The sequence below is a fragment of the Streptomyces sp. NPDC003697 genome (assembly GCF_053587115.1).
In genome coordinates this window covers 63,464-84,834 of record NZ_JBSFNN010000002.1, presented here as the reverse complement: position 1 = coordinate 84,834, position 21,371 = coordinate 63,464, and the positions used below count along the sequence as shown (strand labels likewise).

Here is a 21,371-nt window from a genome sequence, read left to right as displayed (position 1 = left end):
GGCGAGTACCCAGGACGGGCCCTTGTCATGGCCGCCCGGCCGGGTTGCGACGGTCACACCGGCCGCGACCCACGGCCCGGGACGGCGCGCCATCCTCCTGGCCCACCGCCCCGGTCAGCACGCCGTCCCCCCGACCCACCGCCCCGGTCAGCACGCCGTCCCCCCGACCCACCGCCCCGATCAACGCGCCGTCCCCCCGACCCACCGCCCCGATCAACACGCCGCCCTCCCGACCCACCGCCCCGCTCAACGCGCCGTCCCCCCGACCCACGGCCCGGGTCAGCACGCCGGCCTCCAGCGGCGCCACAGCCGCTGCGCGGCGGCGCCGAACGCCGCCGCGATCAGCAGGCCGCCGACGGCCAGGGCCGGGACGGACGTGGTGAACGAGCCGCCCTCCCCCGCCTCCACGCCGTGCTGCGTCACGTCGCCGGTGTCCTTCGCCTGGCCGTCGCCGCCCCGGCCCCCGTCATGGGCTCCCTCTTCGTGGGCCGAGTCGTCGCCGTCCTCGTCGTGGCCGGACTCGCCGCCGTCCTCGTCCTGGCCTCCCCCGTCGCGCGTTCCCTGGTCCTGACCCGTCTCGCCCCAGCCGCCCTCGCCGCGGGAGGGGTCAGGCGAGGTGCCGTCGTCGGAGGAGTCACGCGAGGTGCCGTCGCCGGAGGGGGCGCGGGGGGCTTCCTGCGGGAAGTCGTCGCCCGGGTCGGCCCGCAGGGGACTCAGGCCGGCGCCCGCCGACGACGAGGCGCCGGTCGGCGGCACACCGGAGCCCACGCCCGGCCCGGCCTCGGACCCCGCGTCCAGCCCGGGGCCCTGGGGTACGCCCAGGCCGAACGGGTCCGAAGCCTCGCCGCGCGGCTCGCCGCCCTCGGAGGCGCCGGAGCCCGGCCCGTCGGAGAGGGAATCCACCGGAGGCGCGCCGACGGGGCCACCCTGGGCGGCGTAGCCGCCGGGCGGGCCACCGGCGGACGGAACCGGGGGCGGCCCGCCGGTGGACAGGGCCGGGGGCGGGCCGCCGGCGGACGGCACCGGCGGCGGGCCACCGGCGGACGGAACCGGGGGCGGCCCGCCGGTGGACGGGGCCCGGGACAGTCCACCGGCCGGGGAAGCCGGGGCGCCGGTGTCCCGGCGGGACGGGTCCGGGGCGAGGGGGCGCCCGGCCCGCACCCGACCGGCCCGCTCGCCGGCCCCGGCCCCGCAGGCGGGGTCGCCCGGCGCGCAGGAGAAGCCGGCCGGGGCGCCGACGGCGGACCGGACCGGATCGGGCCCGGGCGTCGCGGCCGGGGCGCCGGCGGCGGAGGCGACCGGAGCGGCGGCACCCGCTATGAGGCCGGCCAGGACGACGGACAGGGAACGGGCGGTGCGACGCATGGATGCGGCTCCTCACGACCGGCAGCGGTGCGGCACAGCGCGTGTGCCTGTCTGCCATCACAACCCGTCCCCGGGCGGGCCGCGCGCCCCCGGCTCCCGGGGCCGTCCGTTAGCGGGACACAGACAGCCGTGCGGGTGAGCGGAGCAGAGGGCCGCGCTCGCCCGGCATCCGCGCCGCCGACCGCCCCCGACCGAGCGCCCGACCGAGCGGCCCCACGCCCCGCCGACATCGGCGCCACCGACGTCCGCCCCCGCCGGGGGGGCGGCGCGCCGGCCGCTACCCCGTCTCGCGCAGCACCTGCTCCCGCAGCCGGTCGCAGCAGCGGCTGATCACCCGGGAGACGTGCATCTGGGACATCCCCATCCGCTCGGCGATCCGGCTCTGCGTCAGGTCGCCGAAGAAGCGCAGGTACAGGATGGCCCGCTCCCGCTCGGGCAGGGCCGCCAGCCGCGGCTTGACGGCCTCACGGTCGACGACGGTGTCCAGCGCGGGGTCCGGCGCGCCGAGCGCGTCGCTCAGGGAATAGCCGTCGTTGCTGCCGGGCAGCTCCGCGTCCAGCGAGAGCGCCGTGAAGCTGTCCAGTGCCTCCAGCCCGGTCCGGACCTCCTCCTCGCTCAGGCCGGCGTGCTCGGCGATCTCGGCGACGCCGGGGCGGTCCCCCGAGGCGGTCTGGGACAGCTCCCGGGTGGCGGCGCGGACCTGGTTGCGCAGGTCCTGCACCCGGCGCGGCACGTGCAGGGTCCACATGTGGTCGCGGAAGTGCCGCTTGATCTCGCCGGTGACGGTGGGCACGGCGTAGCTCTCGAAGGCGTGGCCGCGGTCCGGGTCGTAGCGGTCGACGGCCTTGACCAGGCCGAGCGCCGCGATCTGGCGCAGGTCCTCGTAGCTCTCGCCGCGGCCGCGGAAACGGCCCGCGAGCCGGTCGGCCATCGGCAGCCAGGCCCGCACGATCTCGTCGCGCAGTCCGTCCCGCCGCTCTCCGGCCGGCAGGGTGGCGAGTCTGCGGAAGGCCTCCTCGGTGGCGGGTGCGTCGTCGTGCGGATGGCGCCTGGCGCTGGCGGTTCGCATGCTGCGTCCCAACTCCCTCGGGGGTGTTCTGGGTGGACGGTCACCGTGGGAGGGCGGCCACGCAGCGGACGCGCACGTCCGGCGGCCCGCCGTGGCGGTCCCACGGACGTGCCTCCGGTCCGAAACACTGACTGCGCGCCTGCCCCGGGGCGGCGAAGGCAAACACCCGGGCAGGTTTTCGCGGGGCCGCGCCGGGTGACACGTGATCCCGACTGTGCCCGCTGTCCCCGCCCCCCGGGAGGTCCGTTCTCATGAGTACCAAGGTCGGCGACCACATCCTGCAGCGTCTGCGCGAGTGGGGTGTGGAGGAGGTCTTCGGCTACCCCGGTGACGGCATCAACGGGCTGCTCGCCGCCTGGGGCCGGGCCGATGACCAACCGCGCTTCGTGCAGGCCCGGCACGAGGAGACGGCCGCCCTGCAGGCCGTGGGCTACGCCAAGTTCAGCGGACGCCTCGGCGTGTGCGTGGCGACGTCCGGGCCGGGCGCGATCCACCTGCTCAACGGCCTGTACGACGCGAAGCTCGACCATGTGCCGGTGCTCGCGATCGTCGGGCAGACGCACCGCACCGCGATGGGCGGCTCCTACCAGCAGGAGGTCGACCTGCACACGCTGTTCAAGGACGTCGCCTCCGACTTCGTGGAGACGGTGACGGTCCCCGAGCAGCTGCCGAACGTGCTGGACCGGGCGATCCGCACCGCGTACGCCCGCCGCTGCCCGACCGCGGTCATCATCCCCGGCGACGTGCAGGATCTCGACTACTCGCCACCGACGCACGAGTTCAAGATGGTGCCCTCAAGTCTGGACCGCAGCGCCTGGACGGCGGTCCCCGGCGAGGACGCGCTGCAGCGGGCCGCCGAGGTCCTCAACGCCGGCGACAAGGTGGCGATCCTGGTCGGCCAGGGCGCCTCGGGGGCGCGGACGGAGGTCGAGCGGATCGCCGAGCTGCTCGGTGCCGGCGTCGCCAAGGCGCTGCTCGGCAAGGACGTCCTCAGTGACGAACTGCCCTACGTGACCGGCTCGATCGGCCTGCTCGGTACCCGCCCGTCGTACGAGCTGATGCGCGACTGCGACACCCTGCTGACGATCGGCTCCTCGTTCCCGTACAGCCAGTTCCTGCCGAAGTTCGGGTCGGCCCGCGGCGTGCAGATCGACATCGACCCGCACATGGTCGGCATGCGCTACCCGTACGAGGTGAACCTCGTCGGCGACGCGCGGGCGACGCTGGAGCGGCTGATCCCGCTGCTGAACCCGGACCGCGGCCGCGAGTGGTTCGACACCGTGTGCGACAACGTGCGGCGCTGGCACGACGTGATGGAGCGGCGGGCGGGCCTGTCGGCCGACCCGGTCAACCCGGAGTACGCGGCCCGCGCGCTGGACCCGCTGCTGCCGGAGAACGCGATCATCACCTCCGACTCCGGTTCCACCGCCAACTGGTACGCCCGGCACCTGACGATGCGGGGCGCGATGCGCTCCTCGCTGTCGGGCACGCTGGCAACGATGGGCTGCGCGGTGCCGTACGCGATCGGCGCGAAGTTCGCCCACCCGGACCGGCCCGCGATCGCCTTGGTCGGGGACGGCGCGATGCAGATGAACGGCATGGCCGAGCTGATCACGGCGGCCAAGTACCGGCACCAGTGGGACGATCCGCGGCTGGTGGTCGCCATCTGGAACAACCGGGACCTCAACCAGGTCACCTGGGAGCTGCGGTCCATGGGCGGCGCGCCGTCGTTCCTGCCCTCGCAGGAGCTCCCGGACGTGCAGTACGCCGCCTTCGCCCGCTCCCTGGGGCTGACCGGCATCCGGGTGGAGCGGCCGGAGGACGTCGAGGGGGCCTGGCGGGCGGCGCTGGAGGCCGACGGGCCGGCGGTGGTCGAGTTCCTGACCGACCCGGCGGTGCCGCCGATCCCGCCGCACGCCACGTGGGAGCAGATGGAGGCGACGGCCGCCGCGATCCTGAAGGGCGACGCGGACCGCGGTTCCGTGGTCAAGCAGGGTCTGAAGGCGAAGGTGCAGGAGTTCCTGACGGGCAGCGACAAGCCGTAGCCCGGGGCGGACGGGCGGGCGCGGGGCACCTGCCGGCGGGCACGGGCCACCGCGCCCGCCGGGTGGCCGTCGCAGGTGGGCGGTGTCGGCTCGCCGTGCACGGGTACGCGATGGCCACGCCGGCGATCGGGGCCGCGGCGGCCCCACCGACTGGAAGGCAGGAAGGGCCCGCGTATGGCTGATTACGTGAGGGACGTCATGACACCCGGTGTGGTCGCCGTCCGCCCCGACGCCTCGATCGCCGAGGCGGCCAAGCTGATGCGCGACCAGGACATCGGTGACGTGGTGGTGGCCGACGGGCAGCAGATCGTCGGCGTGCTCACCGACCGCGACATCACGGTGCGGGCCGTGGCCGAGGGCCGTGACCCGCAGACGGTGAGCGTGCGGGCCGTATGCACGCCGGACCCGCGGGTCGTCGGCCCGCACGACCCGGTGTCGGCGGCCGTCGCGCTGATGCGCCGGCACGCCGTGCGCCGCCTGCCGGTCGTCGAGGACGGCCTGCCGGTCGGCATGGTGAGCCTCGGCGACCTGGCCGAGGCGGACCGGGCGGGGTCGGCGCTCGCCGACATCAGCCGGGCGGAACCGGACACGGCGGGCCCGCACGCGGCGCAACGGCCGCTCACGGACTCCGCGCGGCCCGGAACGGGCGCCACGACCACCGGGTGAGCGGTGACGACACGGCCGCCGCCGAACCGCCCCGGCGCCACCGCCGACCGCGGTCCCGGTCCTGTGCCCGTCGCCCGGGCCCCGCGGTCGCCGGCACCGGCGACCGAAACGAACAAGAAACGAGCGCCCGCCGGCCATGAGGCCCGTGGGTGCCCCACGAAAGGACGTCGAACATCATGCGTATCGCATTCCTGGTCGCACCCGAGGGCGTCGAGCAGGTGGAGCTGACCGAGCCGTGGAAGGCGGCCACCGACGCCGGTCATGAGCCCGTGCTCGTGTCGACCGAGTCGGGTGAGATCCAGGCGTTCAACCACCTGGACAAGGCGGACACGTTCCCCGTCGACGCGGTCGTCGGCGACGTCTCCGCCGACTCCTTCGACGGTCTGGTTCTGCCGGGCGGCGTGGCCAACCCGGACTTCCTGCGGCTCAACGAGAAGGCGGTGGCGTTCGCGAAGTCCTTCTTCGACCAGGGCCGCCCGGTCGCCGCGATCTGCCACGCCCCCTGGACGCTGATCGAGGCGGACGTCGTACGCGACCGGACGCTGACCTCCTGGCCGAGTCTGCGGACGGACCTGCGCAACGCGGGCGCCACCTGGGTCGACGAGCAGGTGAAGGTCTGTGAGGGCGGCCCGAACACGCTGGTCACCAGCCGCAAGCCGGGCGACCTCAAGGCGTTCTGCGAAACGTTCCTGGACGTGTTCGCCAAGGCGCGCGCCTGACGGGAACCGGGGTGACGTAACCGGTCCGCGGCCGTGCGACGGCCCTCCGGCCGGTAGGAGCCGTGCGGGCGGGGTTCGCGCGCCCGGGACGCTGCGAGCGGCGGCTGCGGCGGGGCAGGAAGCCCGGCGACGCGGTGGTCCCGCCGTCGGCGGACCGGTCCGCCGACCCTGCGCACCGGCGGACGCGGGTGTGTCCGGCCGGTGTACCAGGGGCGTACCGGCCGGGCGGGGTCACGACCGGCCGGCGTCAGGTGTGGGGAGTCGCCGACTCCCCGCACTGCCGTTCCCGGGCGCCCTCGCGGGTGCGGCCGGAGGCGACGGGCCGCCGCGGATGACGGCGCAGCCATTCGCCCTCGAGCTGCGCCATGCGCTCGTTGTGGGCGCGCAGCGCGTCGTTCGAGCCGTACAGCAGCGTGTCGTGGCGCGTGCGGTGGATGTTCTCCAGCTCCTTCGTGAGCTGCTGGTCGTCCAGTCGCCCCGGGTCGACTCCGGTCATGGTGGTGCCCCGCTCGTCGTGTTCGTTCATGCGGTACGGGTACCCGTCCGGGACGCACTACCCCCGAACGGCATCGGGAGGAAGCCATGGATCTCGCTTTTCTGCTTCCCCTCTACGAGCGCACCGGTCCCTGGGCTTCCGTGTACGTCGACACCTCGCGGCACGCGGACGACACGCCCCGCGAGCGGCGCCCGACGGTCCGGGAACTGGTCGGTGAGCTGTCCGTGCGGGGCGCGGACGAGGCCACCTGCCGCGCCGTGGAGGACGCGATCGAGGACCTGCGCACCTCCCCGGACGTCCACGGACGGGCCCTGTTCGCACGGGGCGGGCGGATCGTCCTCGATCCCTGTCTGGCCCGCCGCCCGCCGGGCGGCGGCACGGCCGTGTGGGCGCCGCTGCCGCGTGCGGCGCCGCTGCTGGACCTGGCGGGCGAGGACCCCGTGGCGATCGTCGCCTACGTCGACCGCAAGGGCGCCGACTTCGAACTGCGCGACGCGCGGGGCCGGCAGCGGGCCCGGGCGGTGGCGGGACGCCGGCACCCCGTCCACCGCGCCGGCGGCGCCGCCTGGTCCGAGCGGCAGTTCCAGCTGAAGGTGGAGAACACCTGGGAGCACAACGCGGCGGAGATCGCCGACGCGCTCAGTGTCAGCCAGGAGGAGAGCCGCGCCGACCTGCTGGTCCTCGTCGGCGACGCGCGCGCTCTGCGGGAGGTGCGGGAGCGGCTGCCCAGGCGGCTGCACGAGCGTGTCGTGGAGGCCTCGCACGGCACCGCCGCCGGCACCCGGCTGCCGGACGACGCCGTGGACGGCCTCCGCGCGGCGTACGTCCACCGGCGTGCAGAGGCGGAGCTGGACCGCTTCCGGTCCGCCCGGACACCGGACGCCGGGGGACGCGTGGAGGCGGCCGAGGGCCTGCCGGGGCTGCTCGAAGCGGCCCGCGAGCAGCAAATCGAGGAGCTGCTGCTGCGTCCTGACGGTGTGGACCCGCACCGTCGGGTGTGGATCGGGGAGGACCCGGACCAGCTGGCGGAGCGCCGGACGGAGCTGACGATCCTCGGCGAACAGCACTCGTGGGCGGTGCGGGCGGACGAGGCCCTGATCCGCAACGCGGCGGTCACGGACGCCCCGGCGATGTCGCTGGCGCCGCTGTCCGCGGCGGCGGAGGAGGAGCTGCCGGCGGGCGGTCTGGGCGCCGTCCTGCGGCGGAGGTGAGCGACAGCACCACACGGCCTCAGCCCACCGGGGCCCGTGACGCCCCGAGGCCCAGGGGCCGTGGGCGCTCCGAGGTACCGGCCTGTGACGCCGCCAGGTCCGGGACCGTGGCGCGAGGTCCACGGCCGCGGCGCCGCGGCGTCCACCACCACGGCGTCCCTGGGTCCGCCCGGCGCTCGCACCGGCGGCGTGGGTGCCGGCGCCGGGCAACGGCCGTGACGCCGCCAGGTCCACGGCACCGCGGGAACTCCCCGAGGTCCCCGACCGTGACGCCCCGGAGTCCACGGCCACGGCACCCCCGGTCCACGACCCGGGGGTGCCAGGGTCCGCGACCGTGCCCGCGCCAAGTCCGCGACCGTGCCGGGTCCGTGGCCGGGGAGGGCCAGTCGCCGGGCAGGACCGGTCGCCGGGAACACCCGGGCGGCCGTCCGGCCGCCGGTTACCGGGCCCGCTCCACCCGCCGCTCGTCCCACACCGGCTCCGGGGTCTCGCGGACGCGGCCGTCGCTGCCGAAGACGAGGTAGCGGTCGAAGGAACGGGCGAACCAGCGGTCGTGCGTGACCGCGAGCACCGTGCCCTCGAACGCCTCCAGGCCCTCCTGCAGCGCCTCCGCGGACTCCAGGTCCAGGTTGTCGGTGGGCTCGTCCAGCAGCAGGGCCGTCGCGCCCGCCAGTTCCAGCAGCAGGATCTGGAAGCGGGCCTGCTGGCCGCCCGAGAGCCGCTCGAAGCACTGCTCGGCCTGCGCGGTCAGCTCGTAGCGCCGCAACCGGGACATGGCGGCGCCCCGGTCCTGCGCGTGCTCCTTCCAGAGGATGTCCAGGAGGGTGCGGCCCTGCAGTTCGGGGTGCGCGTGGGTCTGCGCGAAGTGCCCGGGCACGACGCGCGCCCCGAGCTTCCAGCTGCCGGTGTGCGCGACGTCCTCGCCGGCCAGCAGCCGCAGGAAGTGGGACTTGCCGGAGCCGTTGGAGCCGAGGACGGCGACCCGTTCGCCGTAGAACACCTCCAGGTCGAACGGTTTCATCAGGCCCGTCAGCTCCAGCCCCGCGCAGGTGACGGCCCGGACGCCGGTGCGGCCGCCCTTCAGCCGCATGGTGATGTCCTGCTCGCGCGGCGGCTCGGGCGGCGGGCCGGCCTCCTCGAACTTGCGCAGCCGGGTCTGGGCGGCGTGGTAGCGGGACGCCATCTCGTGGCTGACACTGGCGGCCTGCCGCAGGTTCAGCACCAGCTTCTTCAGCTGGGTGTGCTTCTCGTCCCAGCGCCTGCGCAGTTCCTCGAAGCGCGCGAAGCGTTCGCGCCGGGCCTCGTGGTAGGTGGCGAAGCCGCCGCCGTGCACCCAGGCGTCGGCGCCGGCCGGGCCGGGCTCGACCGACACGATCTTCTCGGCGGCGCGGGCGAGGAGTTCGCGGTCGTGGGAGACGAACAGGACCGTCTTGCGGGTCTCCTTCAGGCGATCCTCCAGCCAGCGCTTGCCGGGGACGTCGAGGTAGTTGTCCGGCTCGTCGAGCAGGAGCACCTCGTCCGTGCCGCGCAGCAGCGCCTCCAGGACCAGCCGCTTCTGCTCGCCGCCGGACAGGGTCCGCACCTGGCGCCACTGCGCCTTCTCGTAGGGCACGCCGAGCGCGGCCGTGGTGCACACGTCCCACAGCGTCTCGGCCTCGTAGCCCCGCGCCTCCGCCCAGTCCGCCAGGGACTGCGCGTACGCCAGCTGGGCGGCCTCGTCGTCGACGGTCATCAGGGCGTGCTCGGCCACGTCGACGGCCCGCGCCGCCTCGCGGATGCGCGACGGCGCGACGGACACGAGCAGGTCACGCACGGTCGTTTCGTCGCGTACGGAGCCCACGAACTGCCGCATCACGCCCAGGCCGCCGCTGACGGTGACGCTGCCGCCGTGCGGCTTCAGCTCGCCGGAGATCAGCCGGAGCAGGGTCGTCTTGCCGGCGCCGTTGGGTCCGACGAGGGCCACGACGGCCCCCTCCCCCACCCGGAAGGACACGTCGCCGAGCAGCGTCCTCCCGTCGGGGAGGTGGTATTCGAGGTGCGCGGCTTCCAGATGTCCCATGAGGACGCATTGTGCGGGCGGCGCCCTGGCGGCGGCAAACCCATATCCGAAGCCGGCGGACCGGCCCCCGGCCGCGGGTGGCCGTCCGGCCGGGCCGCCCTCCTCCGGACGTGACGACCGCGCCCCGCGCCGGACTGGCGCCACCCAGGTCGTCACGTCCGGGCCGGAGGCGACGCGGCGGCCCGCCGCCGGCCGGGCGGGTCGGGGCCCGGTCCCGGCGGCCGTGTCGAGCGGGGCGGGGGCGGGATCCGGCCGCGGCCACGAGGGGCAGCCGCGTCCGGGGGGCGGCCCAGCGGGGTCGGCGCCGTTCGCGCGGACAAGGGAGAGCGACTTGAGGGTAACGGTCTCTGTATGAGCCCAGACCTCGACCTCACCGCCCCGATGACCGGCGCGCACTCCGTGCTGAAGCGGGCGCTGGCCCTGGACAGCCGCCTGTTCGAGGCCGCGGCCTCGTGGCGCTGGCCCGGCGCCGAGCCCGTCCTGCCGCGGCTGAGCCGCAGCGCCGACCACGGCGTGCTGTGGCTCGCCGTGGCGGCCGCCATGGCGGCGAGCCGCACGCCGCGGGCCCGCCGCGCCGCCGTCCGCGGCCTGGCCTCGCTGGGCCTGGCCTCCCTGACCATCAACACGCTCGGCAAGCGCTCGGTGCGCCGTCCCCGCCCGGCGCTGGACCCGGTGCCGCTGATGCGCCGGCTGAAGCAGCAGCCGATCACGACGTCCTTCCCCTCGGGTCACTCGGCGTCCGCGGCCGCCTTCGCGACCGGCGTCGCCCTGGAGTCCCCGGCGTGGGGCGCGGCGGTGGCCCCGCTGGCCCTGTCGGTGGTGGCTTCCCGCGTGTACACCGGTGTCCACTTCCCGAGCGACGTCCTGGCGGGCGCGGCCCTGGGCGCGAGCGCCGCGTTCGCCGTCCGGGGCCTGGTGCCCACGCGCGGGCAGATCGTCCCGCCGGCCCGGCCGCGCGCCCACCTGCCGGCGCTGCCCGGGGGCGACGGCCTGGTCGTCGTCGCGAACACCGCGTCGGGCACCGCGGACCGGGCCCAGGCGCTGCGGGACGCGCTGCCGGAGGCGGAGGTCGTGGAGTGCGCGCCGGAGGACGTCGGGGCGGAGCTGGAGAAGGCGGCCGGCCGGGCCCGGGTGCTCGGGGTGTGCGGCGGTGACGGCACCGTGAACGCGGCCGCCGAGGTCGCCCTGCGGCACGGACTGCCGCTCGCCGTGCTGCCCGGCGGGACCCTCAACCACTTCGCGTACGACCTCGGCGTGGAGGACGTGCGGGACCTGTCCCGGGCCCTGGAGCGGGGCGAGGGTATGCGCACCGACGTGGGCCGCTTCTCCTCCGGGCACAAGCGGGGCATCTTCCTGAACACCTTCAGCCTGGGCGTGTACCCGGAGCTGGTGCGCGAGCGGGAGCACTGGTCGAAGCGGATCGGCGGGTGGCCCGCCGGCGTGCTGGCGGCGCTGCGGGTGCTGCGTGCGGACCGCCATCCCCTGGAGGCCGAGTTCGAGGGCCGGCGCCGTCCGCTGTGGCTGCTGTTCGCCGGCAACGGCACCTACCACCGGATGGGCCTGGCGCCGGGCCGCCGGCAGGACCTGGCGGACGGTGTGCTCGACGTGCGCGTGGTGCACGGCGGTCGCCGGCCCGCGCTGCGGCTGCTCGCCGCCGCTCTCGCCGGCCCGCTGACCCGCTCCCCCGCCCACGCGGGGGTGCAGGTGCACCGGCTGCATCTGACGGGTGTCGCCCCCGGCACGCTGCTCGCCTACGACGGCGAGGTCATGGAGGTCGATGACGAGGTGTGGCTGGAGAAGCTGCCCGGGGCCCTGCCGGTGTACCGCCCCCTCCCCCGCACCTGACCAACAATCAGTCCACTTAGTGGGACGTCGGTCTCATCATGCGGCATGCGCGCGTACCGTGATCCGCGCCGGCCCGGGCCGTGGGGCCCGGGCCCCGGGCCGACGGGCCCGGCGGGGACCGGTACGACGAGAGGGGCAAGGCCATGCCTGAGCCGCGGGAGACGGCCGTCTACACACACGGCCACCACGAGTCCGTGCTGCGTTCGCACATGTGGCGCACCGCCGCCAACTCGGCGGCGTACCTCCTCGGCTCGCTCAGGCCCCACATGAGGGTCCTGGACGTGGGCTGCGGCCCCGGCACCATCACCGCCGACCTGGCGGAACTGGTACCCGACGGGCACGTCACCGGCGTGGACCGGGCGCCGGCGATCCTGGAGCGGGCCGGCGCCACGGCCGCCGGGCGGGGACTGTCCAACGTCGGCTTCGCGGTCGCCGACGTGCACGCCCTGCCCTACCCCGACGACCACTTCTGCGTGGTCCACGCCCACCAGGTGCTGCAGCACGTGGGCGATCCCGTGGCGGCACTGCGCGAGATGCGGCGGGTCACGAGACCGGGCGGGTACGTGGCCGTGCGCGACGCGGACTACGGGGCGATGACCTGGTATCCGGAGGTACCAGGGATGGACGACTGGCTGGAGCTGTACGAGCGGGTGGCCCGCGCCAACGGCGGCGAGCCGGACGCGGGACGCCGGCTGCGTTCCTGGGCGGCGCGGGCGGGCTTCACGGACGTCACGGCCACGTCGAGCACATGGACCTTCGCCACCGCAGCCGAGCGGGAGTGGTGGAGCGGTCTGTGGGCGGAGCGCACCCTGGCCTCGGCGTACGCGGACCGCGCCGTGGACGGCGGCCACGCGACCCCCGGGCGGCTGCGCGCCGTGGCGGAGGCCTGGCGGGAGTGGGGGAAGAGGGAGGACGGCTGGTTCGCCGTGCTGCACGGGGAGATTCTCTGCCGCAAGGACTCCTGACCGGCCGCGCGGGCCGCACATGATCCCGGCTTTCCCGGCCGGGGCACGGCTGCCGTGGCGGCGGCGCGGGAACGCCACCGCCACGGAACCCGTCACTGCCGGGGCAGCAGGGGCCCCAGGGGCCCGAGGTCCAGGTTCAGGTCCTCGGGCCGCAGTCCGTAGCGGTCGCGCAGCTCGCCCATGCGGTCCTCCAGGAGCATGAGCGTCAGCCCGATCCGTTCCTCCTGCTCCTCGCTCAGGTCGCCCTCGTCGAAGCGGCGCAGCGCCTGCCGCTCCATGAGTTGGCGCAGCAGTTCGACGACGGTCAGCACGAGCTTGACGAGGTCGCGCTCGACCGTGTCCGGTTCGAGATCCAGCCGCTTCCGCCTGGCCGGCGACGACCCGGCAGGGGACCGCTCAGCCGACGACGAATCAGCCGGCGACGGCTCCCTCGGCGACGAATCGGCCGACGACCCCTCAGCCGACGACGAATCGGCCGGCGACTGCTCGGCCGGCGGTGGTCCGGTTGGCGATGGTCCGGTTGGCGACGGCTCGGCCGGGGACGGCCCGGTCGGCGATGTCACGTCAGTCTCCAAACGGTGAGGGCACTTGCTCGTTGACCGAGCTGATCAACGCGTTCAGGTCGATGCGGACCAGGTCGACGTCCGCGATGCGCAGCGTCACGTCCCCGGTGATCACCACTCCGCCGGCCAGCAGCCGGTCGAGCAGATCGACCAGGGCGATCTCGCGGCGTTCCACGACGGTCACGAACCCGTCCCCTCCTCCGCGGTGTCCTGGGCGAACGAGTAGGCCGCCCAGGGACCGGTGAGTTCCACCCGCAGCCCGGGGACGTCGTCCTTGGTGCGGTCCACGCGTTCGACGAACTCCTCGGACCCGGCGCGCGGCACCAGATAGGCCGCGTTCAGCACGTTCCGCCCCGAGGAGCCGGACAGGACGGCGTTCTGCGGCGTGTGCAGCCGCGTGTCCTCCGCCAGGGAGGACAGCGTCTCGTGCAGCCGGGTCGCGAACGTCTCGGCCCGCTGCCACAGATCCTCGTGCGCCCTCGTCTGCTGCCGCCGCTGCCGCAGGTAGTCCCGGCCGGACGCGGCCTTGGGGGCCGGCGCGGGCTGCGCGCTCTCCGGCTGCTCGGTCTCGAGGTAGACCTTGACACCCCACTCGACGCGGCCCTCAAGCCGGTGCAGGGTGTGCAGGAAGTGGTCCTCGCGAGCCTCCATCATGGTGCGCACGCCGCTGTCGTCACGGAAGACGGTGCCCAGGCGCAGCGGCAGCGGCGTGGTGACGACGGTGAGCGCGTCGATCACGCTCTGGTGGCCGCGGGCGGTCGCGGCGAGCCAGTCGAGATCCTCCAGATGGGCCCGCAGCGGCTCCTCGGCGAAGTCGGCCTCCGGCACCTCGCTCACCACGGCCACCAGGTCGTGGTGGGGAAGCAGCTTGGCCGGCTTGCCCGCCACGCCCGTCAGCTCGGCCTGGAGAGGCGTGCCGAAGGGACGGCAGACGGCGTAGACGTACCGCAGTCCGGTCATGGGTTCTCCTTCTGGGCACGGCCCCTGTCCAGCTCCAGTTCCTCCAGGCGCGCCAGCCGCTCCCGGAGCTCGGCGTTCTCCCGCGCGAGCTCGTCGCGGCGGGCTCGCGAGGAGAGTGCCGGATCACTCTCCCACCAGTCGATACCCATCTCCTTCGCCTTGTCCACGGAGGCCACGACGAGTCGGAGCTTGATGGTGAGGAGTTCGATGTCGAGCAGGTTGATGCGGATGTCACCAGCGATGACGATGCCTTTGTCGAGCACCCGTTCGAGGATGTCGGCAAGGTTGGCGCCGCTGCTCGGGCCGTAGGGGTCGGGCAGCCGGCTCGGGGTCGTCATCGGCGGCTCCCACCTTCGGCGGGCCCGGGCTCGCCTTCCTCCTCGTCCTCGTACTCCCCTTCGGGCTCCTCCTCGCCGCCCTCCTCAGGGGCCTCCTCGTCCTCGTACTCCCCTTCCGGCTCTTCCTCGCCGCCCTCCTCGGGAGCCTCCTCGTCCTCGTACTCCCCTTCCGGCTCTTCCTCGCCGCCCTCCTCGGGAGCCTCCTCCTCCTCGTACTCCCCTTCGGGCTCCTCCTCGGCGCCCTCCTCGTCCTCCTCGTACTCCCCTTCGGGCTCTTCCTCGGCGCCCTCCTCCGGAGCCTGCTCTTCCTCGGTGGGCTCCTCCTCAGCGCCCTCCTCGGCCTCGGCAGCCTCCTCGGCGCCCTCGGGCTCCTCGCCCTCCTGCTCGGCCCGCTGCTCCTCCTCGAGCGCCTCCTCGTGGGTGCGGACGACCTCACCGTCCCGGATTTCGCCGCGCCAGCCGTCCTCCGCCTCTCCCTTGAGGCTGATGTAGCGGTCGAAGTTCTTGAAGTCCAGGCGGACCCGGCGGCCCTGGGCACGCCAGAGGTTGGCGGTCTTCTCGAAGAAGCCGCTGGGGAAGTACTCCATGACCAGCAGGATGCGGGTGCCGTTGTCGTCGAGCCGGTGGAAGGTGACGACGCCCCTGTGGGTGCCCTTGGCGGCCTCCGACGACCACTGGATCTTGTAGTCGGGGATCTGCTCGACGGTCAGGCCCTTCCAGCTACGGTTGGACCACCAGATCTTGCCCTTCCAGTCCGAGGTCGTGTCGTCGATGCGGCTCGCGCTCTTGACGCCCTTGGCGAAGATGCTGAAGTCCTGGAACTGGGTCCACTGGTCGTAGGCGGTGCGCACCGGCACGCCGACGTCGAGGGACTCGATGATGACGGTGGGCTTGTTGCCGGCGCGCTTCTTGCCCTTGCCCTTGCCGCCCCCGAGGTTCTTCAGCGCGCCCACGACGTTGTCCTTCGCTTTCGAGGCACCGAGTTCGAGCACGGAGCGCACCGGCCCCTTGCCCTCGGCGAGCTTGCGGCCGCCCTCGAGTGCCATCTTGGCGAAGCCCGGGCTCTTGCCCTCGGCGATGTCGCTGAGCTTGAGCGTGGTCGCGCCCAGCTTGCGGCCCACCCCGGTCAGCATGCGTTGGGCCTGGGCGGCGAGGAAGTCCTGCACCTCCGACTTCAGCCGGTCCACGGCCTCGCTGTGGGCCAGGCCGGACAGCGGGTTGTCCTTGGACTCCTTGCCGGCGGTGGACTTCACCGATCGCAGTGCTTCGGTCATCGCTCACCGCCACCCTTCGGCAGCCGGGGGCGGGCACCGCGCGCGGCGTCGCCGGCCGAGGCCGTCTTCTTCGCCGCCGTCTTCCCCGCGGCCGTGGTCTTCTTCGCCGCCGTCTTCCTGGCGGGGCTCTGCTTCGCCGCCTTCGGCCGCGCCTTCGCGGCCGTCTCACGGCCTTCGGGCTTCCGCTTCCTCGGCTCGCCCTCGGACTCACCGTCCGGCTCCTGCGCCTCGCGGCCCTCCCGGTCCTCGTACTCGTCCTCGACCTCGTCGCCCTCGGGCTCCTCGGCACCCGGCCCGTCCGCCTCGGCGGCCTTCCCGCCGCCCGCGAGCTGGTCGCGCACCTGGGCGGTGCGGCCGTGCAGCCGGTCGGCGAGCGAACTGATCTGCCGCTCCACCATCGCACCCGACGCCGCCTTGCCGACGCCCCGCAGCTCCTGCGTCAGCTGGTCGCTGATCTCCTTGAACTGCGGGTTGTTCTGCAGCTGCTGGTTCACCAGCTCGGCGATGCCCTTGGGGCCCAGGTTCAGCTTCTTGCCGGCCACCAGACTTCCGACGGCGAGGGCGAGTTTCGCTTTTTTGGTACGTCCCAGAAGGTATCCGGCCCCTACCGCGAGGCCGAGTGCCGTTCGATTCATCGCGCTGTCCCCTCACCTGTTCCCGCGCCACCGCGCATGCCGACCTCCAGGCGGTCCAGGAGCTCGTCCTCCCGGCGGTCGAACTCCTCGTCACTGATCTCGCCCGCCTCCAGCTGCTCCTCCAGCTGGGCGAGTTCGGCCCGTACCGCGGCCGGGTCGTAGTACAGGCGCTCCGCTTCCTGGAGCACCTTCCTGATCGCCCAGGCGCTGCCGCGTGCCGGTGCGAACGGCAGCAGCAGCACCTCCGAGATCAGTCCCATCGCCTTACTCCGCTCCCGCGTCCGCTCCGGCCGGGGTCGCCGCGGACTCGGCGGGCTCGGCGGGGCCGGGCTCGACGAAGCTGTACGGCGGCAGCGGTCCGTTGACGCGCAGTTCTACGTGCGGCAGTGCCTTGCGGGCGTCCTCCACGGCACCCAGGAAGTCCTCCGCCGTGTTCCGGTCGACCAGGAAGGAGGCGTTGACCAGCCAGCCCGTGGACTCGGGACCGGAGCTCATCGCGGCGGCCGCGGGCTCCAGCGCCCGGATCACCTCCGCGGCGTCCTCTCCCTCGCGGGCCTTGACCGCGCCGGCGACCATCTCGCCGAGCCGGATCTTCTGGTCGTAACTGCCGCCGCCGGCCTGCCGGTTGGCTTCCGCCTGTGCCCGGACCTCGGCGTTCTCGGCCATCACGCGGTGCAGCACGGCCTCTTCGATGTGACTGCCCTTGACGTTGTACTCGACCTTGCCGTCCAGGGCCTGCAGGCGCTCGGCGTAGTGGTCCGCGCGCTCGGCCAGCACGCCGGTGACGGCGGCGTCGTCCGGGGCGACACTGCCGAACCGCATGGGCAGGACGCAGCCCGCCGCTCCCGCCTCACCCAGCACGTTCTGGTGGGCGAGCAGGTCCCTGCGCTTGGGGCGCAGCCCCTCCGGCGCATCGCTGACGATCGCCGCCAGCTCGCCCTCGCGCAGCACGCGCACGGGGCGCGGCGGCTCTCCGACGCCCTCCATGCCGTCCGGCAGCGCGGGGTGCGACGCGGCCGTGATGCCGTAGACGTATGTGCTCACTCGTCCTCCTCCTTCCGGCGGGCGGCGGTCTTGCGGGCCCTCGGCCTGCTCTCGCCCTCTTCACGGGCCTGCTTGAACGCGTCCGAGATGGTCTCGGCGGCGCCGGACAGGGCTCCCTTGGACTTGCCGCGCGCACCGGACTCGGTGACCTCGCCGACGATCTCCGGCAGGCCCGGGCTCTTGCGCGGCCCGGCCTCCAGGTCGAGCCGGTTGCATGCCTCCGCGAAGCGCAGATAGGTGTCGACGCTGGCGACGACGACACGGACGTCGATCTTCAGGATTTCGATGCCGACCAGGGAGACCCTGACGAACGCGTCGATGACAAGCCCCCTGTCGAGGACGAGTTCGAGTACGTCGTAGAGGCCGCTGCTGCCGCCTCCGCCGCCGCTCTGCTGTGCCGGGACAACGGTCATGCCGACCGCGCCTCCTTGTCTGTGGGAATGGACTGCGAATGTCGTCGCGGGTGCGGCCTACCGGCCGCCGGACCGTGCGTCGGCCCGCCCGCGTTCGTAACGGCGGAGGCGCCGGTAGCCGGTCAGCTGCCCCTCGGGGTCGAGCTCGACCAGGTAGCTCGCCATCAGGCTCATCGTCTCCGGGACCCGCTCGAGTTCCAGGACCTCCACCTCGAGCGACCATCCGTCCTCGGTCTGCTCGAACGAGGAGACGGACTCCGCGGTCATGCCGGTGAGTTCGGCGAGCTGGGCGCGCGCCTCGCGCAGCACCTCCATCGGCCTCGGACGGGCCGCACGCTGATCCGCTGTTGCCTCTGACTCCTGAGATTGTTGTGGCTTCTGTGAATCCTGCGAGTCTTGTGTGTTGTTCGTGTTCGTCATGGCCACCTCTTTCTTCCGTGTGGCCGCGAGTCCGTTGGCCAAACCTTCACGGGCGCAGAGGTCCCCTCCGTTGGGCGTTCCACCTGCGCAGGGCCGGTATGTGTATTAGCCACGGAAAGCGTCCAGGCGGCGTCGCGCCGGGTTCAGGGAGCGGCCCCGGCCGAGCAGGCCGGCCCAGGGGTCCGTGCGGGCCTGGTCGACGGCGTCGGCCAGGGTCCACCGCCGGGCCCCGATGTCCGCGCCGTCGAGCTGGTCCCAGGTGACGGGCACGGCGACGGGCGCGCCGGGCAGGGCGCGGACCGTGTAGGGGGCCACCGCGGTCTGGGCGTACCCGTTGCGCTGCACGTCGAGGTAGAGCCGGTCGCCGCGCTCGCTCTTGCGGGCCGCCGTGGTGAGCCGGTCCGGGTGGGCGGCGGCGAGGACCTCGGCGACGTCCCGGGCGAACGCGCGCACGTCGTCGAAGTCATGACGTCCGTCGAGGGCGACCACGACGTGCAGACCGCGCGAGCCCGTCGTCATCGGCGCCGAGGGCAGCCCCAGCCGGTCCAGCAGCTCCCGCAGCTCCCGGGCGGTCTCGCGCACCGGCGCGAAGTCCTCCCCCGGCGCGGTGCCGGAGGGACCGGCCTCCCAGGCGGGGTCGAGGTCGAAGACCATGCGGTCCGGCCGCTCGATCCGGCCGACCCGGGACAGCCACCGGTGGAGGGTGAGGCAGGCCTGGTCGGCGAGGTGGACAAGGGTGGCGGTGTCGTCGCACACGACGTGCGTGACGGTGCCGCCCTCCTTGGCGACCTCGGCCCGGGTGATCCAGCCGGGGTAGCTCTCCGGGGCGTTCTTCTGCATGAACCTCGGTCCGTCGAGGCCGTCGGGGTGGCGCTGGAGCATCAGCGGGCGGCCGCGCAGGTGCGGCAGCATGAACGGCGCGACAGCCCGGTAGTAGTCGACGAGGTCCGCCTTGGTGTACTCCTTCGCGCCGCCGCCGTCGCTGTCACGCCCGGGAAAGAGCACCTTGTCCGGCCGGTGCACCTGGACCGTGCGGCGGCCGGCCCGCACGGTGCGCGTCTCCCCGCTCACGGGACGATCGCCTGCTCGACCAGCAGCCGCGCGGACGCCGCGATCGACTCGGCGTCGATGCCCGCGGCGTGCAACTGCTCGGCGGGCGAGGCCGAGCCGGGCATCGTGCCGACGGCGAGCCGGACCAGGCGGGGCACCGGGCGCCCGTCGCTGAACGCGTCGAGCACGGCGTCCCCGAGGCCGCCCTCCGCGCGGTGGTCCTCGACGGTGAGCAGGCAGCCGGTCTGGTCGGCGGCCTGGCGCAGCGTGTCGCGGTCGACGGGCTTGACGGAGTACAGGTCGATCACCCGGACCGGGATGCCCTCCTGCTCCAGGGTGTCGGCGGCCGCCAGCGCCTCGTACACGGTGACGCCCGCGGCGGCGATCGTCAGCCGGTCACGGTCGGTGGACCGCAGCACCTTGCTGCCGCCGACCGGGAACTCCTCGTCCGGTCCGTAGATCACCTTGCTGCCCCCGCGGGAGGTGCGCAGATACCGGACGCCGGCCAGGCCCGCAGTCTGGGCGACCAGCTTCGCCGTCTGGTTGGCGTCGCACGGGTACAGCACGGTCGAGCCGTGGATCGCGCGCATCATCGCCAGGTCCTCCAGGCCCATCTGCGAGGGCCCGTCCTGCCCGATGGAGACACCCGCGTGGGAGCCGTTGAGGTTGATGCCGGAACCGCTGATGGAGGCCATGCGCACGAAGTCGTGGGCGCGCGTGAGGAAGGCGGCGAACGTGGAGGCGTAGGGCACCCAGCCGCGCCGGGCCATTCCGACGGCGGCCGCGACCATCTGCTGCTCGGCGATGTAGCACTCGAAGTACCGGTCGGGGTGCTCCTTGGCGAAGAACTCCGCGCGGGTGGAGTCGCCGACCTCGCCGTCGAGCACGACGACGTCGCCGCGCGCGGTGCCGAGCGCGGCGAGCGCCCGGCCGAACGCGTCGCGCGTCGCGACCTCCTCGCCCTTCTCCCAGCGGGGCAGTTCGAGGTCGCTGTCGCCCACGGTCTGCGGCGGCCGGACGGAGGCCGGCTCGCTCACCCGTACGCGCAGGTCGCGGACGCCGCCGAGTTCCTCGATCGCCTCGTCGGCGTTCTTCAGCGGCTTGCCGTGCAGGCCCTCGCGGTCCTCGATGTCGGCGACGCCCTTGCCCTTGACGGTGCGGGCGATGACCGCGGTGGGCTGCCCCGCGGTGGACAGCGCCTCGCCGTAGGCCCGGTCGATCGCTTCCAGGTCGTGCCCGTCGATCTCGACGGTGTGCCAGTCGAAGGCGCGGAAGCGGCGGGCGTAGGCGTCGAGGTCGTGCCCGTGCCGGGTGGGGCCACGCTGGCCGAGCCGGTTGACGTCGACGATCAGGACGAGGTTGTCGAGCTGCTCGTGACCGGCGTGCTCGGCGGCCTCCCAGATGGAGCCCTCGGCGAGTTCGCTGTCGCCGCACAGTACCCATACCCGGTACCCGGCGCGCTCCAGCCGCTTGCCGGCCAGCGCCATGCCGACGCCGATCGGCAGTCCCTGCCCGAGCGAGCCGGTGGCGGTCTCCACCCACGGCAGCCGCTGCGGCGTCGGATGCCCTTCGAGTCGGCTGCCCAGCTTGCGGAAGGTGAGCAGTTCCTCGTCGTCGATGGCGCCGGCCGCCTTGAAGGCTGAGTACAGCAGGGGCGAGGCGTGCCCCTTGGACAGCACGAACCGGTCGTTGCCCGGGTGGTCGGGGCGCTCGAAGTCGTAGCGGAAGTGATGGGCGAGCAGGACGGCCACCAGGTCCGCGGCGGACATGGACGACGTCGGGTGCCCGGAGCCCGCCTCGGCGGCGGCCCGCACGCTGTCGACGCGCAACTGCTGCCCGAGTTCGGCGAGTTCGTCGGTGTTCATGGATCTCCTTTCGCGGGGATTCCCGCTGCGGTTTCCGCCGGTGTGTCCACCGGGGGGTCCATCGGCAGGTCGTCGCGGTCGACCGGCCCGGGGGAGAGGCGCCGGCCTCGGTGCGCCTCGACGGGCGGCGCCTCAACGGGGGGCTTCTCACCGGGCGGCACCTCGCCGGGCGGGCGGCCGGCCGGCGGCTCCACGCCGGGCCGCTTCCCGGCGGGCTGATTGCCGGCGGACTCACCGCCCGGCCGGTCCCTTGCCGGATCCCTGCCGGGCTGGTCGCCCGTCGGTTGCGCGCCAGGCCGGGTCTTCGCGGGCTCGCCACCCGGCTGATTCTTCGCGGGCTCGCCGCCGGGCTGGTTCCTGGCCGGTTCC

At 74.0% G+C, this 21,371-nt stretch carries 22 protein-coding genes; 6 read left to right on the top strand and 16 right to left on the bottom strand.

Features of this window, described 5'->3' with window-relative positions; genetic code table 11:
- Window positions 1-279 precede the first annotated feature (279 nt).
- Together ACWDNY_RS01235 and ACWDNY_RS01230 are read right to left on the bottom strand one after the other, a co-directional pair.
- Entirely contained in the window at window positions 280-1,365 is a 1,086-nt protein-coding gene (locus ACWDNY_RS01235) for a hypothetical protein (RefSeq protein WP_451643605.1), read from the bottom strand.
- A 277-nt stretch (window positions 1,366-1,642) separates the two neighbouring features.
- Window positions 1,643-2,434 (bottom strand): RNA polymerase sigma factor SigF, encoded by a 792-nt coding sequence (locus tag ACWDNY_RS01230; RefSeq protein WP_451643604.1) that lies wholly within the window; start codon window positions 2,432-2,434, stop codon window positions 1,643-1,645.
- Between the two features lie 251 nt (window positions 2,435-2,685).
- On the opposite strand from ACWDNY_RS01230, the gene ACWDNY_RS01225 reads away from it, so the two are divergent.
- The 3 genes from ACWDNY_RS01225 (at window position 2,686) to ACWDNY_RS01215 (ending at window position 5,864) form a co-directional block, all read left to right on the top strand.
- Window positions 2,686-4,479 carry a thiamine pyrophosphate-requiring protein gene (locus ACWDNY_RS01225; protein ID WP_451643603.1) on the top strand — a complete coding sequence of 598 codons (1,794 nt, stop codon included), beginning with the start codon at window positions 2,686-2,688 and terminating at the stop codon, window positions 4,477-4,479.
- 174 nt (window positions 4,480-4,653) lie between these two features.
- Window positions 4,654-5,145 (top strand): CBS domain-containing protein, encoded by a 492-nt coding sequence (locus tag ACWDNY_RS01220; RefSeq protein WP_451643602.1) that lies wholly within the window; start codon window positions 4,654-4,656, stop codon window positions 5,143-5,145.
- A gap of 176 nt (window positions 5,146-5,321) precedes the next feature.
- Window positions 5,322-5,864, top strand: a complete 543-nt coding sequence (locus ACWDNY_RS01215; RefSeq protein WP_451643601.1) for a type 1 glutamine amidotransferase domain-containing protein — start codon at window positions 5,322-5,324, stop codon at window positions 5,862-5,864.
- A 247-nt stretch (window positions 5,865-6,111) separates the two neighbouring features.
- Here ACWDNY_RS01215 and ACWDNY_RS01210 read toward each other — a convergent pair whose 3' ends face one another.
- The gene (locus tag ACWDNY_RS01210; RefSeq protein WP_451643600.1) at window positions 6,112-6,390 is read right to left on the bottom strand and encodes a DUF6158 family protein; all 279 of its coding nucleotides are present in this window, start codon (window positions 6,388-6,390) and stop codon (window positions 6,112-6,114) included.
- A 56-nt stretch (window positions 6,391-6,446) separates the two neighbouring features.
- Between ACWDNY_RS01210 and ACWDNY_RS01205 the strand changes: the two genes are divergently transcribed.
- Complete coding sequence (locus tag ACWDNY_RS01205; protein WP_451643599.1) at window positions 6,447-7,571, top strand: baeRF2 domain-containing protein; 1,125 nt, start codon at window positions 6,447-6,449, stop codon at window positions 7,569-7,571.
- 439 nt (window positions 7,572-8,010) lie between these two features.
- Here the strand turns inward: ACWDNY_RS01205 and ACWDNY_RS01200 are convergent, their stop codons facing one another.
- Window positions 8,011-9,630: an ABC-F family ATP-binding cassette domain-containing protein gene (locus ACWDNY_RS01200; RefSeq protein WP_451643598.1), complete on the bottom strand. Its 1,620-nt coding sequence runs from the start codon at window positions 9,628-9,630 to the stop codon at window positions 8,011-8,013.
- 351 nt (window positions 9,631-9,981) lie between these two features.
- Here ACWDNY_RS01200 and ACWDNY_RS01195 point away from each other — a divergent pair, with 351 nt between their 5' ends.
- Window positions 9,982-11,475: a phosphatase PAP2 family protein gene (locus ACWDNY_RS01195; RefSeq protein ID WP_451643597.1), complete on the top strand. Its 1,494-nt coding sequence runs from the start codon at window positions 9,982-9,984 to the stop codon at window positions 11,473-11,475.
- A 143-nt stretch (window positions 11,476-11,618) separates the two neighbouring features.
- Entirely contained in the window at window positions 11,619-12,440 is an 822-nt protein-coding gene (locus ACWDNY_RS01190; protein WP_451643596.1) for a methyltransferase domain-containing protein, read from the top strand.
- Between the two features lie 92 nt (window positions 12,441-12,532).
- Here ACWDNY_RS01190 and ACWDNY_RS01185 read toward each other — a convergent pair whose 3' ends face one another.
- From ACWDNY_RS01185 to ACWDNY_RS01130, 12 genes are all read right to left on the bottom strand, one after another.
- Window positions 12,533-12,796 carry a gas vesicle protein K gene (locus ACWDNY_RS01185; protein WP_361507168.1) on the bottom strand — a complete coding sequence of 88 codons (264 nt, stop codon included), beginning with the start codon at window positions 12,794-12,796 and terminating at the stop codon, window positions 12,533-12,535.
- 208 nt (window positions 12,797-13,004) lie between these two features.
- The gene (locus ACWDNY_RS01180) at window positions 13,005-13,187 is read right to left on the bottom strand and encodes a gas vesicle protein (protein WP_451643595.1); all 183 of its coding nucleotides are present in this window, start codon (window positions 13,185-13,187) and stop codon (window positions 13,005-13,007) included.
- Window positions 13,184-13,963, bottom strand: coding sequence for a GvpL/GvpF family gas vesicle protein (locus tag ACWDNY_RS01175; RefSeq protein WP_451643593.1), 780 nt, complete (start codon window positions 13,961-13,963; stop codon window positions 13,184-13,186). Before ACWDNY_RS01175 ends, ACWDNY_RS01180 begins: the two co-directional genes overlap by 4 nt.
- A complete protein-coding gene (locus tag ACWDNY_RS01170; protein ID WP_451643592.1) occupies window positions 13,960-14,301 on the bottom strand; it encodes a gas vesicle protein in 342 nt (113 codons plus the stop codon). Before ACWDNY_RS01170 ends, ACWDNY_RS01175 begins: the two co-directional genes overlap by 4 nt.
- A complete protein-coding gene (locus ACWDNY_RS01165) occupies window positions 14,298-15,575 on the bottom strand; it encodes an SRPBCC family protein (RefSeq protein ID WP_451643591.1) in 1,278 nt (425 codons plus the stop codon). Before ACWDNY_RS01165 ends, ACWDNY_RS01170 begins: the two co-directional genes overlap by 4 nt.
- Window positions 15,572-16,210 (bottom strand): DNA primase, encoded by a 639-nt coding sequence (locus ACWDNY_RS01160; RefSeq protein WP_451643590.1) that lies wholly within the window; start codon window positions 16,208-16,210, stop codon window positions 15,572-15,574. The genes ACWDNY_RS01165 and ACWDNY_RS01160 overlap by 4 nt, the downstream gene beginning before the upstream one ends.
- Window positions 16,207-16,470 carry a gas vesicle protein GvpG gene (locus ACWDNY_RS01155; RefSeq protein WP_451643589.1) on the bottom strand — a complete coding sequence of 88 codons (264 nt, stop codon included), beginning with the start codon at window positions 16,468-16,470 and terminating at the stop codon, window positions 16,207-16,209. Before ACWDNY_RS01155 ends, ACWDNY_RS01160 begins: the two co-directional genes overlap by 4 nt.
- A gap of 4 nt (window positions 16,471-16,474) precedes the next feature.
- Window positions 16,475-17,254 carry a GvpL/GvpF family gas vesicle protein gene (locus ACWDNY_RS01150; protein WP_451643588.1) on the bottom strand — a complete coding sequence of 260 codons (780 nt, stop codon included), beginning with the start codon at window positions 17,252-17,254 and terminating at the stop codon, window positions 16,475-16,477.
- Window positions 17,251-17,667: a gas vesicle structural protein GvpA gene (locus ACWDNY_RS01145; protein WP_451643587.1), complete on the bottom strand. Its 417-nt coding sequence runs from the start codon at window positions 17,665-17,667 to the stop codon at window positions 17,251-17,253. Before ACWDNY_RS01145 ends, ACWDNY_RS01150 begins: the two co-directional genes overlap by 4 nt.
- A 57-nt stretch (window positions 17,668-17,724) precedes the next feature.
- Window positions 17,725-18,087, bottom strand: coding sequence for a gas vesicle protein GvpO (locus ACWDNY_RS01140; protein ID WP_451643586.1), 363 nt, complete (start codon window positions 18,085-18,087; stop codon window positions 17,725-17,727).
- Window positions 18,088-18,192: 105 nt separating this feature from the next.
- A complete protein-coding gene (gene ligD, locus ACWDNY_RS01135) occupies window positions 18,193-19,158 on the bottom strand; it encodes a non-homologous end-joining DNA ligase (protein ID WP_451643585.1) in 966 nt (321 codons plus the stop codon).
- The gene (locus ACWDNY_RS01130; protein ID WP_451643584.1) at window positions 19,155-21,002 is read right to left on the bottom strand and encodes a transketolase; all 1,848 of its coding nucleotides are present in this window, start codon (window positions 21,000-21,002) and stop codon (window positions 19,155-19,157) included. Before ACWDNY_RS01130 ends, ligD begins: the two co-directional genes overlap by 4 nt.
- Window positions 21,003-21,371 lie beyond the last annotated feature (369 nt).

What these genes read in the sequence shown, in the direction of transcription:
- ACWDNY_RS01130 (WP_451643584.1), bottom strand. Translation starts at nt 21,002, where the DNA reads ATGAACACCGACGAACTCGCCGAACTCGGGCAGCAGTTGCGCGTCGAC.
- ACWDNY_RS01220 (WP_451643602.1), top strand. Translation starts at nt 4,654, where the DNA reads ATGGCTGATTACGTGAGGGACGTCATGACACCCGGTGTGGTCGCCGTC.
- ACWDNY_RS01205 (WP_451643599.1), top strand. Translation starts at nt 6,447, where the DNA reads ATGGATCTCGCTTTTCTGCTTCCCCTCTACGAGCGCACCGGTCCCTGG.
- ACWDNY_RS01140 (WP_451643586.1), bottom strand. Translation starts at nt 18,087, where the DNA reads ATGACGAACACGAACAACACACAAGACTCGCAGGATTCACAGAAGCCA.
- ACWDNY_RS01210 (WP_451643600.1), bottom strand. Translation starts at nt 6,390, where the DNA reads ATGAACGAACACGACGAGCGGGGCACCACCATGACCGGAGTCGACCCG.
- ACWDNY_RS01170 (WP_451643592.1), bottom strand. Translation starts at nt 14,301, where the DNA reads ATGACGACCCCGAGCCGGCTGCCCGACCCCTACGGCCCGAGCAGCGGC.
- ACWDNY_RS01230 (WP_451643604.1), bottom strand. Translation starts at nt 2,434, where the DNA reads ATGCGAACCGCCAGCGCCAGGCGCCATCCGCACGACGACGCACCCGCC.
- ACWDNY_RS01225 (WP_451643603.1), top strand. Translation starts at nt 2,686, where the DNA reads ATGAGTACCAAGGTCGGCGACCACATCCTGCAGCGTCTGCGCGAGTGG.
- ACWDNY_RS01195 (WP_451643597.1), top strand. Translation starts at nt 9,982, where the DNA reads ATGAGCCCAGACCTCGACCTCACCGCCCCGATGACCGGCGCGCACTCC.
- ACWDNY_RS01155 (WP_451643589.1), bottom strand. Translation starts at nt 16,470, where the DNA reads ATGGGACTGATCTCGGAGGTGCTGCTGCTGCCGTTCGCACCGGCACGC.
- ACWDNY_RS01165 (WP_451643591.1), bottom strand. Translation starts at nt 15,575, where the DNA reads ATGACCGAAGCACTGCGATCGGTGAAGTCCACCGCCGGCAAGGAGTCC.
- ACWDNY_RS01175 (WP_451643593.1), bottom strand. Translation starts at nt 13,963, where the DNA reads ATGACCGGACTGCGGTACGTCTACGCCGTCTGCCGTCCCTTCGGCACG.
- ACWDNY_RS01160 (WP_451643590.1), bottom strand. Translation starts at nt 16,210, where the DNA reads ATGAATCGAACGGCACTCGGCCTCGCGGTAGGGGCCGGATACCTTCTG.
- ACWDNY_RS01215 (WP_451643601.1), top strand. Translation starts at nt 5,322, where the DNA reads ATGCGTATCGCATTCCTGGTCGCACCCGAGGGCGTCGAGCAGGTGGAG.
- ACWDNY_RS01145 (WP_451643587.1), bottom strand. Translation starts at nt 17,667, where the DNA reads ATGACCGTTGTCCCGGCACAGCAGAGCGGCGGCGGAGGCGGCAGCAGC.
- ACWDNY_RS01190 (WP_451643596.1), top strand. Translation starts at nt 11,619, where the DNA reads ATGCCTGAGCCGCGGGAGACGGCCGTCTACACACACGGCCACCACGAG.
- ACWDNY_RS01235 (WP_451643605.1), bottom strand. Translation starts at nt 1,365, where the DNA reads ATGCGTCGCACCGCCCGTTCCCTGTCCGTCGTCCTGGCCGGCCTCATA.
- ACWDNY_RS01200 (WP_451643598.1), bottom strand. Translation starts at nt 9,630, where the DNA reads ATGGGACATCTGGAAGCCGCGCACCTCGAATACCACCTCCCCGACGGG.